The following is a 14840-nucleotide window of genomic DNA, read 5'->3' on the forward strand; positions in this document are numbered from 1 at the left end:
GGAATCAAAAAAATGAGGACAATCCTGAAAGGACTGTCCCCAACGTTCATTTTGCAGGAGAATCAAAACCTCGACTAACAGGCACCCTGCTTGTTCAGCACCACTCGAATCGTCTTCAGGATCAGACGCAGGTCGTAGCCAATGGACCATTTCTGCTGGTAGGCGACGTCCATCTTTACAACCTCTTCAAAATCGGTTATCTCAGAGCGACCGTTTGCCTGCCACTCCCCGGTAATGCCCGGTTTGACGTTGAGCCGTTGCCAGTGATGGGGTTTGTAACCCATCACTTCATCTACCGTGGGTGGGCGGGTACCCACCAGGCTCATATCTCCCTTCAGCACATTCCAGAACTGGGGTAGCTCGTCCAGACTGGTGCGGCGCAGGAAGCGACCAACGCGAGTAACGCGGGGATCATTCCTGTTCTTAAAAATACCGCCTTTGGCTTCGTTATTAACGAGGTGCTTCAGCTTATCGGCATTGGTTACCATCGAACGAAACTTCCAGATGCGAAAGGGTTTGCCCCTCAGCCCACAGCGGATCTGGCTATAAAAGATGGGGCCGGGGTTGTCAAATTGAACCGCGATCGCTACGGGAACGGCTACGACTGCGGTGATTGTCAGACCGACTAAAGCCCCTGCGATGTCAATCAGCCGCTTGAATTTGCTAGTGACAGACGGATGAACTCGATTGGTCAAGTCTTCAGTAGGAACTTGAACAGGCAATGGAGCCAGTAGTTGATCTGAAACGTTTAGTTCCTTCTGACGCTCAAGCAGTGACGAGTAGAGAAGAGTAGAGGAGAGATTCGATGTCGTAATCACGTTCTTAACCAACGAATTGGTGGGTTCAAGTGCCTCTCCCCTAAGATAGAAGCCACCCCAACGATTGACTAGAGCAAGGTGCAGACATTCGTTCAATCTTTGAACTAATAATGAGCTTTATAAAGTTTCAGTGTTTCACCCCAATCAGGTGATGTTTAGCTCGGAATTCATCCGTGTTATTGCGTATCTTTCTTAAAAAGACTACAGGTTTACTGGGTGACGGATCGAGGGAGTTTCAAGTTTTGCCCCACCTGGGTAGAAACAACCACCGCTCCATAGCGATTCAAATGACTGGGATCAGCGAAATACTTGTGTTTATTGGGCCATCGCTGGCTGAGGTCATAGAATGTTAACTTCCCAACATTGGCGAACTGCTGCATGTAAGAGCGAAATTGCTGTTCGTAGCTACTACGTACCGGGTCAAGATAAATTTGCGTCAGGGGAAGGTTTACAAAAACCACAGGAATCCCACGCGATCGCGCAAAATTAACCGCCCGATTGAACGCTGCTGTCTGCTCTCCCCGCAGGGTGAAGTTCTCGTAGTCAGTATCATAACGACCGGGGACTTTGGGGTAGCGCTGGAAATAGCTGGTGGGATTGAACCGAGTGGATAGGGCATTAAACCCAAGCACCGCAGGAGAGGTCACTGTTTCGGCGGGTTGGGGATAGGATCGAATGACCCAGGCTGGTGAGGTTGAGCGAGGAGTTGACTGGATACAAAACTGGGGGCTATTTGCCTGAGGTGGCACTGCATTAAAGGAGCTAGATGTTTTAGAAACAACTTCCACCGAGGACATTGTGATACAGAGCGGCTTTAACTCGTTGATTTCTGATGGGGAAAGAGAGGGACGAACCCCTATTGCCAGGCGTTTATAACCAGGAGAAGCCAGGATTTTACGGTAAGTCCGATCCAGTCGTCCGCTGTTGAAAGCACGGGAACCATCTGCCCACAGAATCAATCGAGGGAGCTGTTTTGGAGTCAGCAATCGCCGCAGAATTAAATCGACCACCTGGGCTGTGGCTCCATTGACGCCAAAGTTAAAGACTTTCACATTTCCATAGCCGCGCCGGGAGAGAATCTGTTGCAGCATCAGAGGATCGACTCCTTGATGGGCGCGTGAACTACCAACAATCAGAACATCGGGTGGACCAAACTCTTCCAGATAACGCAAGTAAAGCTTCAGTTGCTTGTCCAGTGGTTGACTGTTGAAGGTTGCAAAAGTGGGGGAGGGTTTGGACCTGGGAGGGCGGGTGTGGACTGGGACAGAAGTTGGCGATCGCTTTTGTTCCGATACGTTTTGCACCAGAGCACTTTCGAGGCGAATACTGGGTACGGTGGATCCGAACCCACTTGCAACTAGGACTCCAAACAGACTTAAAAGAGGAACATCCAGCACTATGCCCTCCACGGGTTTCATCTTGTTTGTGAGGAAGCAATGAGTTGTGGTCTAGAAACGTTGATTGTATCTGTAGGAGTTTTCCACAGAACGTCCTTTCTTTTCATTCATTATCACGTTGGAACGAGATATTCCAAAGTCGTGGCAATTCCTAAAATTGGGCGTGTTTTTAGCTACAGAAACCACGACAACCGTCCGCAAAGATCGAATCAGAATTGTTGCTACTGGTCCCCTACCCCCTGCCATGCTCGTGCTCGTCACCTAACAGCCTGTTCTGAACGCTTCTGGTCCCCTGTGATCTCCCTATCAGAGCTTCAGGAAGGCCCTCACCTATTTGAATTACTGGACCAGAAGATTGTGCTGTGGCTGAATGGAGATAGCAAGCCTGCGGCGGTACGAGATCGCTGTTGTCATCAGTCAGCCAGCTATCTCAGGACGAGGTTGTTGAGAGCAACATCCGCTGTCTGTACCACGGTTAGTTATTTAATGGGGCGGGAACCTGCGTCGAAGAAGTGATAGGATAAGGGGTGATCCTTTCGCATTTCCTTTTCTCCCTCCTTTAGGGGCAGGTTTTAGAGATATAGCTATCCAGGCTTAGGACGGGGTGTAGGGGTTGGCACACTGGCTGGGGGCAAAGCCCCACATCCTTAAAGCCAATGTTCTAAGCAATCTGGCGACAACTATATTTGGTTTTCCACGGTTATGACAAATCAATCTGCCCCTGCGGTTCCTTCTTCTTTTTTCTTTCTTCTTCCTATTTCTTTCTTGTTCCTACCCCCTCTGCTCTATCTGCAACTCCTTATACCCTGTTTGCTCATCAACAGTTCGGGTGAAGCGGTAGTAATGGCTTTCGCCAATGACAATTTCGGCAGTGGTGTTGATGATGCTGCCGTTGGTGAGGTGTCCGCCGATGGTTTTGCCTTCGGAGTCTGAGATAGAAATGTGAAGGTGAAGGCCATCCTGGGAAAGAGTGCCAACGAGTGAAACAATTTCAAATTTACCCTCGAAAATTTGACTATCAGATTGCCCGGCCAGCCGCAGGGAAACTCGTTTGAGGCTGCCGACGGTGGTTAGAATAAAACCTGCCTGAATGCCATTGGCCTGGATGAACTCCCACAGACTAGCTTTTAAGTCCATGCCTGGCTTGAGGCGCAGTGCAAAGATTTTTATGTCCATTGAGTTGGCCTTCACTATCGCATCACATAAGCAGCATAGCTACCTACAATGCCAAAGAAGATAATGATAACCAACAAGAGGACATAGGCAATGGGAGGTGGTTTCATACTCATGTGGATATTACCCATTCTGAAGAGTGTCCCCACAGCATGGATGAGGCGTTTGTTTAACTGATTACCCCTTTAGATTAGCGGGAAATCTAATGGGCAGGTAGCCTCTGAGGATCACAACTTTTAGTAAAAGCAATTTGAATAGCATCTTCATTTTTTGGTGATTAATACTATAATAGATAAGTTCAGCTTGCATCCGTGTGGTTAATGCTGTGTTTGTAAGTACCCTTCCTGCACCTAAGGCTGACTTGCATCGTGATTTGTTTGCGGCGATCGCCGATCTGAAGCGCGAACTCAATGCTGTGATCCTGGCCCATTACTATCAGGAACCCGATATCCAGGATATTGCCGATTACATCGGTGATTCACTGGGTTTGTCTCAACAGGCTGCTAAAACCAATGCCGATGTGATTGTGTTTGCTGGGGTTCATTTCATGGCAGAAACGGCCAAGATTCTGAACCCAGATAAGCTAGTGCTGTTGCCTGACCTGGCAGCGGGGTGTTCATTGGCCGATAGTTGCCCCCCAGATAAGTTTGCTCAATTCAAGGCTGAGCATCCTGAACATTTGGTAATTTCATACATAAACTGCACGGCTGAAATCAAGGCGATGAGTGACATCATCTGTACCAGCGCGAACGCCGTAAAAATTGTGCAGCAGGTTCCTGAGAGCCAACCGATTATTTTTGCGCCCGATCGCAACCTGGGCCGATATGTGATGCAACAAACCGGGCGAGAAATGGTGCTGTGGCAGGGGAGCTGCATTGTGCACGAGACCTTTTCCGAGAAAAAGATGGTGCAGTTGAAAATTCAACATCCAGAGGCAGAGGCGATCGCCCACCCAGAGTGTGAACCTGCTGTCCTGCGCCATGCCAGCTACGTCGGTTCTACCACTGCCTTGCTCAAGTACATCCAGCAAAGCCCCAGTCAATCTTTCATCGTAGCAACGGAGCCAGGAATTATTCACCAGATGCAGAAAGCAGCACCGCACAAACAGTTCATTCCAGCCCCACCGATGAATAGCTGCGCCTGCAATGAATGCCCTCACATGCGTCTGAACACGCTGGAGAAGCTTTACTGGTGCATGGAAAACCGTGAACCCGAAATCACATTACCAGAAACAACCCGTGTTGCTGCGCTTAAACCAATTCAGCGAATGCTGGAAATAAGCGTTTGAATTTAAGTAGTCGGGCGCAATTACAGCTGTCGTCAGGTTCCTTGAGACATCGGTTTTAGGGGTGTGTGGGGACGCAGCCCCCACTCCCCTTTTAATTATGACTAGTGGTTCGCCAAAAGAACTTTGCCTGGTTATCTAAACCCGGAAAAATAGACTCCTACTTATCTCTGAAATTAAGCAGGAGAAGCCGAGAGAGATGAGGAGTGAGGGACGGATGAGTGACAGGATAATGCGTAATGGGCTGATAGGATATTTCTTTACTCCAACACTCCGTAACTCATCCACTTCCCACTCACTCACTTCTTTCCCCTTCTGGCTTCTGACTCCTGGCTTCTGCCTTCTATTTTCACTTAGTTACTTCGACAGGTTCTCAGCCGCAAAGTCCCAGTTCACCAGATTATCGAGGAAGTTTTTGATAAATGCAGGACGAGCATTGCGGAAGTCAATATAGTAAGCGTGCTCCCACACGTCCAGAGTCAGCAGGGCTTTTTTGCCATGGACCAGGGGATTTTCGGCATTGGGGGTTTTCATCACAGCCAGCTTGCCGCCATCGTCAACCAGCCAGGCCCAGCCGCTACCAAACTGGGTTGCTGCCGCGTTTGAAAACTCTTCCTTGAACTTGTCAAAGCTACCGAAATCCTTAGCGATCTGGTCAGCCAGATCTCCGGATGGAGTGCCGCCACCACCGGGCTTGAGACAATTCCAGAAGAAGGTGTGATTCCAAACTTGCGCTGCATTGTTGAAAACGCCCGTCAGAGAAGGATCTTTGAAGGAAATTTGAATCACTTCTTCTAAAGGCTTGTTGGCAAGGTCTTTGCCCTCGGTCAACTTATTGAGGTTATCGACGTAAGCTTTGTGATGCTTGCCGTAGTGATACTCAAAGGTTTCAGCTTTCATGCCATACGGCTCTAGAGCATCCATAGGGAAGGGTAGGGGGGGCTGTGTAAATGCCATGTGTTCTTCTCTCTAATAATGTGCGATTACAGTCTAAAGCCTAGTTATAAAGTTCTGTGCTTAGTTAAGCATGTCTGTATCTTCCGAAGCTTAAAAGCCTACAGAAACAGAACTTCATGAAGAATTTTACCGTAAAAGATTTGGTTAGATAAGGGGATTGAGGATTTATCCACCCGAAGAGGTAGGAGAGATGAGGGCTTTGGGTAACCAGCGAGACGCGATCGGCATTCGCCAACCCGTACCAAAGGCGCGATCGGTGACTTTTAAGACCGGCGGGGCCTGACGCCGCTTAAATTCTGCTAGATTAACCAATCTCACAACCTTATTGGTCACTTGCAGATCGTGTCCGGCGGCAACAATTTCGTCAGGAGTCTGGTGGTGATGGATCAGGCGATCCAGAATATCATCCAGCACCTCGTAGGGCGGTAGGGAGTCCTGATCGACCTGACCCGGTTTGAGTTCGGCACTGGGGGCTTTGGTGAGGATGTTGGTGGGAATGATTTCGGGAGAGTGGGAAATTGGAAGTGGGGAGATGGGGCTTTCTGTTGTCCTGTTCCTTTTGTCTGTTTGCTTCTGATTTAGCCATTTGCAGATGGAATAGACGCGGGTTTTAGGAACATCGGCGATCGCTGCCAACCCCCCATTCATATCTCCGTACAGAGTGCAGTAGCCTACCGCCATTTCGGATTTGTTGCCCGTGGATAGGAGAAGATGTCCAAATTTGTTGGAAATCCCCATCAGTAAGGTGCCTCGAATGCGGGACTGGACGTTTTCTTCGGCTACTCCAAACTCGGTGCCTGCAAACACTTCGGCTAGAGTCTCATCAAAGGTCTGCATCAGTGAACCAATGGGCAAAATGTGAGTTTGAATGCCCAGATTTTCTGCCAGGGCCAGGGCATCTTTAACAGAGTGGTCGGAACTGTAGGGGGAGGGCATCAGTACACCCAAAACATTTTCGGAACCGAGGGCTGTAGCAGCGATCGCCGCAACCAATGCCGAATCAATTCCACCACTTAGGCCAACCACCACCTTAGAAAAACCGCACTTGCGGGCATAATCCCGCACTCCCAAAACTAGTGCAGACCAGATTTCGGCATCTTCATTTTCTGGCAGGGGCGTGATGAAGTGCTGGGAGAGAGACGCGGAGTTGTGCGGTCTGACAAAATCCTTCGTTTCTACGTCGTATTCCACAAAGACCAGATCGGGTTGAAAGGCGAGGGCACGACAAACGAGTTCGCCCTCCCGATCAAAGGCTACGCTGCTGCCATCAAAGATCAGGTCATCGTTTCCCCCAACCTGATTGGCATAAATGACTGGCAGACCAAAACGTGTGGCTGTATGCTTTAACATCGCTTCCCGCAATCGCTGTTTGCCAACTGTATAGGGAGAAGCTGATAGGTTAATGATTAAGTCAACGTTTGCCTGGGCGAGAGCAGCGATTGGATTAAGCCGATAGGTACGCCTGCCCCAAAACTCTTCATCGTTCCACAAATCTTCGCAGATGGTGATGCCAAGGTGAATTGAGGGAGTGAGGGGTGAGGAGTTTTGAGTTTTGAGTTTTGAATTAACTCCTGGCTCCTGACTTCTGACTTCATTTCTTTCTTCTTTCTTCTTTCTTCTTTCTTCTTCCTTCCAGCCTCCAGTCTCCTCCTCTGTCTCCTGCCCCCTCACCTCCAGGTGAAAATGATTTGCCTGGTGCCCCGGTTCAAAGTAGCGTCCTTCATCAAAAACGTCATAGGTGGGGAGAAGATGTTTGTGGAACAGGTGTTGAATGTTTCCTCTCTCTAACAGGGCTGTGCTGTTGAAGAGGGGCTTTCCGCCTTCCAGGAGGGACTTTTCATTGATGCAGGCAGTACCTACCAGGACGGCCAGTTGGGGGGGGAGGTCTCTGGCTAACTGCTCCAGGGTTGTTGCCATCGCTGTAATAAAACCAGGCTGCATTAGCAAATCGCGGGGTGGATAGCCGCAGAGGGAGAGTTCAGGGGTGAGCAGTAAGCAGGCTCCCTGTTCTGCTGCCTTTTGAGCCGAGTCAAGAATCCGTTGGGCATTGCCGCAAAGGTCGCCAATGATTGGGTTGAGTTGGGCGATCGCAATTTTCATAACAAAGAAGAGTTTTGAAGACAACTTAAACTTTTAATTTTATTCGGATTGATTTCGGTGTTCTCTTAATCTCAAACATGTTGACTGCTTGAATCAAGTCACTTAACTTTTTATGCTTATAATTTCTAGGATCAAATGATGGAGATAATTTTGTAAGTTGCCCTCCAAGTTCTGATAAATTCACCCAGCCATCATCTTCATCAATTGCTTCGTAAGCATCCTTAAGAAGAGTGCTCAGCTCCTTCGTGACCTTCAATTCTTGACTATTTTTAGCGTCTATCGCTGGATCGAAAGAGCCTTTTGAAGCTTCCTTGTGCTTTTTCTCAGTTTTAGTATCCATTAACACCAGATCAGAAGAATCCTCTGGTTTTCCAAGAATTTCCGTATAGATGAACTTATCGCAAGCACTGATAAAGGATTCCGGTGTTTTTCTTTCTCCAAAACCATAGACGATCAGTCCTGATTCTCTGATTCGGCTGGCAAGCCTTGTGAAATCACTGTCGCTAGAAACAACACAAAATCCATCAAAATTTCCTGTGTATAACAAATCCATCGCAATCAATAATTAAGGCACAGTCGGTTGAATTCTTTCCGGCTGTATACCTGAATTGCTGAATGGGTTGAATGGCAAACTTATTTAACTTGTCTTTCCATTTGTTAAGGTGAGGAGTTGTCCAATCTCCATAAATCCGCCTAACATGGGCAGTCCCATATTTTGCTACCTCTTTTAGTAAAGGTTCAATCATTTCTGCACTTGCATTATCTGCATCAATCAATACAGCAAGTCGATTTGATCGTGCTTGAATTTCATCTCTCATACAGTTAAATTCGGCAGTAAATTTTAAGCTCAAAATCAGGTTTAAATAAACACTAATGGCTTATCTTTAAATGGCGCAAATGCTGTTGCATCAAAGCGATAGAGACTGGCAGGTCGCCCCGCCCCCCTGGAAACTTTGATTCCAGTATCTTCTAAAAAGCCAAGCTTCAACAGGCGTGAACGAAAGTTGGAATAATCGGAAAAGTTTTCACCCAGAACAGTTGTATAAAACTGATAGAGATCGTTGAGGGTAAAGAGTTCTGGCAATACTTCAAAGGCAACTGGACTGTATTCCAGCTTGTTGCGTAAGCGGCGATGCCCGTATGCCAGAATCTTGTTGTGGTCAAAAGCTAACTGAGGCACCTGACCAACTGGATACCAGGCAATGCCACTCACTCCGTCTGCAATCAGTTCTGCATCTGCAAACCGCACCAACGCAAAATAGCTGACTGACAGGTACCGCACTCCATAGTTCGCTTCGCGGGGGTCGCGGTCTGGCCCCCCAAAGGTGTAAAGCTGCTCCAAATAAAGGTTCTTCACTCGAATTTTTTCTGCCAGGATTCGATAGGCTGCATCTTCCAGAGATTCTCCCTGGCGCACCAGCGTACCCGGAAAGCTCCACTGTCCCCAGAAAGGCTCCTCCTGCCGCATGACTAGCAGCACCAGCAACCGGTTTTGCTCTGTATCGACGGAAAAAATCACATTGTCAACGCCTACTTTGAAATCAGCAAGCGCTTTTCGGCCTACTGGATTGGCTGTTTTTCTCTGGGCGCGTCCTGCCATGGGTAAAGGTGTTCCTGGTGGATGTAGGCTTCAACGGGCGGGGGCAATGCCTCTGAATCTCCAGTTTCGCGGTAAGCCGTGGAGGAGGTATCTAAACCCATCAAATCAGCGATCGCGACTTGTGCCCCCCTTCGCCTTAATTCTGCCAGAGCAGACTTCATCAAGGGGTATCCCGGTCGAGGAACAATGAGTAAATTGACTTGTTGCAATAGTTCTTCAATCCGGTACCAGTTGGGTAGCTGATGCACCAGATCGGAACCAATCACCAGAGTAAACCGAGCATTTTTCCAAATCCTGTGGGCTACTTCAATAGTATGGAAAGTTCTAGGATGACTCAGTTCTGGATAAAGCTGAATATTCTTTTTTAGGCGGATTAATGTCGTTTATCAACAATTGCAGCATTGCCATTCGATGTTCTAGCGGCGTTTGATGGGTCTTAAACGGATTATCCGATGCCCACACTGCCACGCAATCATAGCGCTGTGAAAGCCACACCAGGATTGCCCGATGGCCTGCCGTTGGTGGATCAGCACTGGTTCCAAAGAGAGCGATGTTGAGCATGGGGATGGGGGATGGGGGAATGGGGGGACGGGGGATAGGGGGATGGAGGGATAGAGGGGGGAGGGGGGAGGGATGGAGTCAAGAAATCTTCCCTATCACCCCGTTACCCGATCACTCTCTCACTCCTTGCCCCCTCACATCCCTTGCCCTTTGCTGTGTTTCTTGAGTCAACGCGTTTAACTGGGAGGAAAGAATGACTGGGAGAGTAGTCGGTTGGTGAATTTGACGGGTAGCGAGTGGCAGGCTGGTGACTGAGTGAGCTGTGCGCTGGGCGATCGCCTCTAACGTTTCTGGTGGCTCAACCCGCTTTCCTTGCTTCATCACCAACTTCATCAGTGGTTGATTATTAGCAGGAGTTTCGCTGATTAATCCTAGCCAGTCCTGACAAATCTCTCCCTGTTGGTTGTATTGGCGAAAGATTTGTTTTCGACCTGGGTAGGTGACTTTGCCTGTTGCTTCCTTCATTACTGGGATGCCATCAATCTCTACCAGTTTGTAGACCCCATTTACGGGTGGACCTGTCACAAGTTGGGTACCCAGCCCATAACCGTCAATACAAGCTTCAGCCTCTTTCAGTTCAACAATCCGGTATTCATCCAGATCGCCGCTGGCAAAAATTGGTACACCGGGCAGCAATTGCCGCACTTGCCTGGAGAGCGATGCCAGATTGCCTGAGTCAATTCGGACTCCGGCTAAACGCATCTCTCCGGCTTGAATTTGATTGGCAAGCTGTTTGGCGGCAGCGATCGTGTCGTAGGTATCAATCAATAAAGGGGCCCCCGGAAAGTAACGGTGGAACGCCGCAAATGCTTCGGTTTCGCTGCCTTTCGTTGCTGTCAGTGCCATCACCAGTGAGTGAGCCATTGTGCCAACGGGCTTACGTCCCAGCTTAAGGGCGGCTAAAACATTAGATGTGGCATTCAACCCGGCTGCCAGTGCTGCACGAGCCGCCCAAAGAGATGCCTGGGGACTAAACGCCCGTCGGGTACCAAACTCAAATAGCGCTGCATCGGGTCCTGCCACATCTCGCAAACGGGCTGAGCGGGTTGCAATTAAGGTCTGATAGTTAATCGTGTTCAACAGGTAGGTTTCAATCATCTGAGCCTGCCAGAGAGGAGCTTCTACCCGCAAAATCGGTTCATTTGCAAAAATAGCCGTCCCCTCTGGAACTGCCCAGACATCGCCCCTAAAACCAGTTGCTGCCAGCAAAGACCAGAAGCGGTCTGGTGCGCCTGAAAAAATTCCGATTGATCGCAGCAACTCAATCTGGTTTGAACCGAATCGAAATTTTTCCAGATAATCTAGAACCTGCGCCAGACCCATCGCAATTAAGTAGCCAAATCCTCTTGGCAAATGGCGAACAAACAGCTCAAAACTAGCCTGCCGTTGTTCTATTTCTTCACCCACGTAGCAAGCTGTCATGGTGAGCTGATACAGATCTGTCAGCAAGCTGTAATCATCAGGATGAAGGGTAAGCTCTTGGTCTTCCACAGTAGTCATGGGAAATCTCAATCCGACTGCACAGGAGGAAAAAAGCATTTTTCGAATTATAGTCAATAAAACCAAAATTCGGAAAGGTTGATTTCTTGAGAAGATTTAATATCTTTGTGATTTTCAGGGAAAACCGTTCCAGAGTGATTTCTTCGGAAAACATCACCTGCGATCGTAGAGTGGTTGAAGGGTCTTACCTGCCACTATCCTGTCTTGTTCCTTGCAATGGGCCAGCCTTGACTTTGTCCATCCCCCACCCCACGAGATCCAAAGCAAATTATGGTGGCTATAATCAAAATCATCGACTTTTCTCATCCCTTATAGGGGTTTTCATTTGAATGAGGTACGGAAGTGTGAGGCACAGTAGGGTACTCCGCACCCTCGTATCTTCAGAGGTAGGCAACCCGTTAACCCTTGGATAGTACCTAAGTCATAAATGATCTTTCAGTTTGAAATGATGACAGCTAGCGCTGCTTATCATTACCCCTTGAGGTCTATTCTCTCTGTCTGTGGGAGCAGCCCCCACTTCTCCCTTTCCAATTAATTTAGGATAGGAGCACGTTACCTTTTGCAGAGAAAAGCGAAAATCTTGATTTGCCGTAACGGCATCTAGCCTTTGACACGTGTGCATAGATTTTCTATCAAAAAAGTGACACACTCCTATGTAGGACCATCTACTTAATAGGTTCTTAAGCAGCGTGAAGAATCGTCAAATATCTCAAATAAAAACTTAAATAAATAATTCAAAGAACAGCAAATTATTTTCAATTTAGCCATAATTGAAGTGTAAGGATATAGAGTTAAAACTTAAGCATTCACTGCGATTGAGTCCAATTTAATCACTGAACTTTGAGGTAAACGCTATGAGTATGCCGAAATTCCTTGATAATGTGATCCAGTACTTCTCCGGGGCTATATCTCGAATCTTTGGACCCAGTGATGATGCCTATCCTAATACTGGCGTACAGCCGTTTGAAGGAGAACCGAACAAAAAATCTCATTTTTCTGATTAGTCAGCGAGGAAATGCTCCTAAACTATCAGAACTATCAGTGTATTAAGAAATTAAAATAGAAGTTCCGTCTAATGACCTTTAGATAAATCTGTGTCTTTCGCGGATTTACTAGGGGAGAATATCAAAAAGCTGGTGAAGATTTAAACATTGGTTCTTCACCAGCTTTCAATGTTTAGGGATTCTTCTCCATGCCCTGGTTTGTAAAAATTGAAGAAGGAATTGTGGATAAAGCCACCTTTAACAGGTTTGTCCCCGCGCACAAGGAGTATGTTCGTGGATTGATTGCGAAGGGGCATCAGGCAAAAACAGGTTACTGGGGCTGCTTCGGTGGAGGAATGCTACTGTTTCAAGCCTCATCTATGGACGAGGCTAGAGAGATTGTTGCTCAGGATCCCTTAGTGAAAAATGGTTGTGTGAAATACAAACTCTACGAGTGGCGCATAGTGGTGGAGTAATTGGGGCTAGTAGATCAAAACAAAAGTTTTGAAGGGGGTGGAGGGGGCAAAGCCCCCACTCCCCCATGTTGCAAAATTTAGTGTTTGCAACACTAGTTTCCCTAACTCCAGCCGTGCCTGAATGTTCGCCAATACAGTAACAGGACGGGTACCAGAATTATTCCGGAGGCCGCGATCGCCGCTCTCACGGATAAGTCATTCGCAATCACTCCAATCACTGGGCCACCCAAAATCTGCCCGATCGCACTCACCTGGCTGCTCATCGAAAAAACCGTTGCCCGCGTTGCTGAGTCCAGTTTTTGGTTAATCCAGGCAATGTAGATGGGTTCGTTCGCGGCTCTTAACAGATCCGTGGCCCAGCAAGCCGCCAGTGCTAACTCAAAGCTGTGAGCCTGGCTGAAGGTGATGAGGCTAATAATTAACAAGCTATCAATCGTAAACAGAATTTTGGCGGCGGTCAGGTGGTGGTCTGCTTTGACCCGCTGGCGGACGAGTTCAACCCCCAAAATACTGAGAATGCTGGCGATCGCATTGATCAGGCCAAACCAGACAATGGGTTCCAACCGTCCCAGGTCAGGAAAGGCAAAGTTTTGCAGAAAATGCATTTCCCAAAGGCGATCCAGTCCTTCACTGGCAAGCCCATGAAAGACCCCGACCCCCAGCAGAATCATCAAAACAGGTTGTTGCTTGACGAGATGCACTCCGTTATATAAGGTCTGCGCCATCGCCCTCCAGGCCGTTACTGGGTACTCTGGCTTTGACCTGAAACCCCACTCCGGCATGAACAGGGCTAAAAACAGTCCCAAACCCAGGTAAAGCGTTCCACCCGCTACGATAGGAAGCCCCAGGCGATAGCTGGCAAGTCCGACCCCCAAAAATGTGCCAAATATTCCCCCAACCTGGCTGACCTGGGCACCCCGTAGAAAAACCTGATGGGCAGCTTCTTCCCCCACCTCATCGGCAATCCACGCTTGCTGTGCCCCGCTAGTAAAGGTGTAGCCAATACCCCACAGCACCTGTGCCAGAAGGATTGCCAGAAAAGTTGGCTCCATTCCTTCCAGCATCAATCCGGCCCCAATCAGAATCGTGCCCACAATGATGGATAAACGACGACTGTAGACATCGGCCAGCACGCCCGTTGGAATTTCACACAAAAAAATGGTTGTTTTCAGGGCGGTGCCTACTATTACCAGTTGGAGAGGATTTAAGCCTGCAACGGTTACCCGGTAAATGGCACTGACAGCAAAAACAGAATAGCTAAACAGCGTTGAGGCGGCTGTCAGAGCCATATAGACCGTAGTTGCAGGCAGCTTTCTCACCGAATTTTCTACTGAATGAGTTTCCTTTACCCCCTGTTGCTAGTTATACCTTCGTGGTTTTTAGGAAAGCTTCAGGATTTTTAAGGAAGGCGATCGCTCAATTTGCTCACCCCAGGCAACTGGAGAGGTTTTCGCTGCCACAGACGAACCATCAACCAGAGGTTGACCAGAAAATACCCTGAAGTCAGCAAACTGCTTGTAATCAGTAATGGTAGAGACCATGATGCAGACGCTTCGGCACCCGCCCCCAGCAACAGATAACCCAAAAGCCATCCCAACGCTAACGTCACAACCAAACGACTCAGATTCCTTTCTTGACGCGTTCCCCGGCGGCGATAGAGCGTCCACAAGGCTGGGAAAAAACCCACTACTGGTACCAGATACAAAAATAGCTGAAGACGCCTGATATCCAGGTTCTCAAAGGGATCGGGAGAGCTCATAGGAATGGGAGCGGTAAACGGTGAAAAGATGTGAATAGGTGGATGGGTGAATGAGTGGGAGGGTGGATGAGTGATGGATGTAAAGAGCAATCACCCTATCACTGCTGATTAGTAAGTAGGTAGTCATCCTTAATTGGTAAAGGGGGGAGTGAGGGCTGCGCCCCAGGCAGGGGGTTTCACCCCCTCCACCCCCAAAATTATCCTTAATTTAATTGCGCCTAGCTACTTATT

16 protein-coding genes are annotated in these 14840 nt (G+C 48.3%); 3 read left to right on the forward strand and 13 right to left on the reverse strand.

What is annotated here, in order from left to right; all coding sequences use genetic code 11:
- Positions 1–74: 74 nt before the first annotated feature.
- Together P4D80_RS03325 and P4D80_RS03330 are read right to left on the reverse strand one after the other, a co-directional pair.
- Positions 75–818: a sugar transferase gene (locus P4D80_RS03325; protein ID WP_421657428.1), complete on the reverse strand. Its 744-nt coding sequence runs from the start codon at positions 816–818 to the stop codon at positions 75–77.
- A 209-nt stretch (positions 819–1027) separates the two neighbouring features.
- Complete coding sequence (locus P4D80_RS03330; protein ID WP_421657429.1) at positions 1028–2236, reverse strand: hypothetical protein; 1209 nt, start codon at positions 2234–2236, stop codon at positions 1028–1030.
- Positions 2237–2254: 18 nt separating this feature from the next.
- Here P4D80_RS03330 and P4D80_RS03335 point away from each other — a divergent pair, with 18 nt between their 5' ends.
- Positions 2255–2731: a Rieske 2Fe-2S domain-containing protein gene (locus P4D80_RS03335; RefSeq protein ID WP_421657430.1), complete on the forward strand. Its 477-nt coding sequence runs from the start codon at positions 2255–2257 to the stop codon at positions 2729–2731.
- Between the two features lie 255 nt (positions 2732–2986).
- Here the strand turns inward: P4D80_RS03335 and P4D80_RS03340 are convergent, their stop codons facing one another.
- On the reverse strand, positions 2987–3391 hold the full coding sequence (locus P4D80_RS03340; protein ID WP_421657431.1) for a PPC domain-containing DNA-binding protein: 405 nt from the start codon (positions 3389–3391) through the stop codon (positions 2987–2989).
- A gap of 322 nt (positions 3392–3713) precedes the next feature.
- Here P4D80_RS03340 and nadA point away from each other — a divergent pair, with 322 nt between their 5' ends.
- Positions 3714–4676 carry a quinolinate synthase NadA gene (gene nadA, locus P4D80_RS03345; protein ID WP_421657432.1) on the forward strand — a complete coding sequence of 321 codons (963 nt, stop codon included), beginning with the start codon at positions 3714–3716 and terminating at the stop codon, positions 4674–4676.
- A gap of 354 nt (positions 4677–5030) precedes the next feature.
- On the opposite strand, the gene P4D80_RS03350 is transcribed toward nadA, so the two are convergent.
- From P4D80_RS03350 to P4D80_RS03385, 8 genes are all read right to left on the reverse strand, one after another.
- Positions 5031–5630, reverse strand: coding sequence for a superoxide dismutase (locus tag P4D80_RS03350; RefSeq protein ID WP_421657433.1), 600 nt, complete (start codon positions 5628–5630; stop codon positions 5031–5033).
- 165 nt (positions 5631–5795) lie between these two features.
- A complete protein-coding gene (locus P4D80_RS03355) occupies positions 5796–7730 on the reverse strand; it encodes an NAD+ synthase (protein ID WP_421659478.1) in 1935 nt (644 codons plus the stop codon).
- Between the two features lie 25 nt (positions 7731–7755).
- The gene (locus tag P4D80_RS03360; RefSeq protein ID WP_421657434.1) at positions 7756–8283 is read right to left on the reverse strand and encodes an OST-HTH/LOTUS domain-containing protein; all 528 of its coding nucleotides are present in this window, start codon (positions 8281–8283) and stop codon (positions 7756–7758) included.
- Entirely contained in the window at positions 8255–8548 is a 294-nt protein-coding gene (locus P4D80_RS03365) for an NYN domain-containing protein (RefSeq protein ID WP_421657435.1), read from the reverse strand. Before P4D80_RS03365 ends, P4D80_RS03360 begins: the two co-directional genes overlap by 29 nt.
- 41 nt (positions 8549–8589) lie before the next feature.
- Positions 8590–9330, reverse strand: a complete 741-nt coding sequence (locus tag P4D80_RS03370; protein ID WP_421657436.1) for an NUDIX hydrolase — start codon at positions 9328–9330, stop codon at positions 8590–8592.
- A complete protein-coding gene (locus P4D80_RS03375; protein ID WP_421657437.1) occupies positions 9291–9596 on the reverse strand; it encodes a hypothetical protein in 306 nt (101 codons plus the stop codon). Before P4D80_RS03375 ends, P4D80_RS03370 begins: the two co-directional genes overlap by 40 nt.
- Before the next feature lie 58 nt (positions 9597–9654).
- Positions 9655–9891, reverse strand: a complete 237-nt coding sequence (locus P4D80_RS03380) for an adenylyltransferase/cytidyltransferase family protein (RefSeq protein WP_421657438.1) — start codon at positions 9889–9891, stop codon at positions 9655–9657.
- A gap of 111 nt (positions 9892–10002) precedes the next feature.
- Positions 10003–11391, reverse strand: coding sequence for a nicotinate phosphoribosyltransferase (locus tag P4D80_RS03385; protein WP_421657439.1), 1389 nt, complete (start codon positions 11389–11391; stop codon positions 10003–10005).
- A gap of 1192 nt (positions 11392–12583) precedes the next feature.
- Between P4D80_RS03385 and P4D80_RS03390 the strand changes: the two genes are divergently transcribed.
- Complete coding sequence (locus P4D80_RS03390) at positions 12584–12850, forward strand: YciI family protein (protein ID WP_421657440.1); 267 nt, start codon at positions 12584–12586, stop codon at positions 12848–12850.
- Between the two features lie 101 nt (positions 12851–12951).
- On the opposite strand, the gene P4D80_RS03395 is transcribed toward P4D80_RS03390, so the two are convergent.
- Both P4D80_RS03395 and P4D80_RS03400 read right to left on the reverse strand, forming a co-directional pair.
- Positions 12952–14169, reverse strand: coding sequence for an MFS transporter (locus P4D80_RS03395; RefSeq protein WP_421657441.1), 1218 nt, complete (start codon positions 14167–14169; stop codon positions 12952–12954).
- 80 nt (positions 14170–14249) lie between these two features.
- Complete coding sequence (locus P4D80_RS03400) at positions 14250–14609, reverse strand: hypothetical protein (protein ID WP_421657442.1); 360 nt, start codon at positions 14607–14609, stop codon at positions 14250–14252.
- Between the last annotated feature and the right edge of the window lie 231 nt (positions 14610–14840).

Origin of the sequence: Leptothermofonsia sp. ETS-13, assembly GCF_049200465.1 — a bacterium.
Lineage (GTDB): Bacteria > Cyanobacteriota > Cyanobacteriia > Leptolyngbyales > Leptolyngbyaceae > Leptothermofonsia.

Excerpts from the sequence above, each read along its gene's own strand:
- P4D80_RS03380 (WP_421657438.1), bottom strand. The coding sequence starts at position 9,891 with ATGCTCAACATCGCTCTCTTTGGAACCAGTGCTGATCCACCAACGGCA.
- P4D80_RS03350 (WP_421657433.1), bottom strand. The coding sequence starts at position 5,630 with ATGGCATTTACACAGCCCCCCCTACCCTTCCCTATGGATGCTCTAGAG.
- P4D80_RS03400 (WP_421657442.1), bottom strand. The coding sequence starts at position 14,609 with ATGAGCTCTCCCGATCCCTTTGAGAACCTGGATATCAGGCGTCTTCAG.
- P4D80_RS03365 (WP_421657435.1), bottom strand. The coding sequence starts at position 8,548 with ATGAGAGATGAAATTCAAGCACGATCAAATCGACTTGCTGTATTGATT.
- P4D80_RS03335 (WP_421657430.1), top strand. The coding sequence starts at position 2,255 with ATGAGTTGTGGTCTAGAAACGTTGATTGTATCTGTAGGAGTTTTCCAC.
- P4D80_RS03355 (WP_421659478.1), bottom strand. The coding sequence starts at position 7,730 with ATGAAAATTGCGATCGCCCAACTCAACCCAATCATTGGCGACCTTTGC.
- P4D80_RS03360 (WP_421657434.1), bottom strand. The coding sequence starts at position 8,283 with ATGGATTTGTTATACACAGGAAATTTTGATGGATTTTGTGTTGTTTCT.
- P4D80_RS03390 (WP_421657440.1), top strand. The coding sequence starts at position 12,584 with ATGCCCTGGTTTGTAAAAATTGAAGAAGGAATTGTGGATAAAGCCACC.
- P4D80_RS03340 (WP_421657431.1), bottom strand. The coding sequence starts at position 3,391 with ATGGACATAAAAATCTTTGCACTGCGCCTCAAGCCAGGCATGGACTTA.
- P4D80_RS03370 (WP_421657436.1), bottom strand. The coding sequence starts at position 9,330 with ATGGCAGGACGCGCCCAGAGAAAAACAGCCAATCCAGTAGGCCGAAAA.
- P4D80_RS03385 (WP_421657439.1), bottom strand. The coding sequence starts at position 11,391 with ATGACTACTGTGGAAGACCAAGAGCTTACCCTTCATCCTGATGATTAC.
- P4D80_RS03330 (WP_421657429.1), bottom strand. The coding sequence starts at position 2,236 with ATGAAACCCGTGGAGGGCATAGTGCTGGATGTTCCTCTTTTAAGTCTG.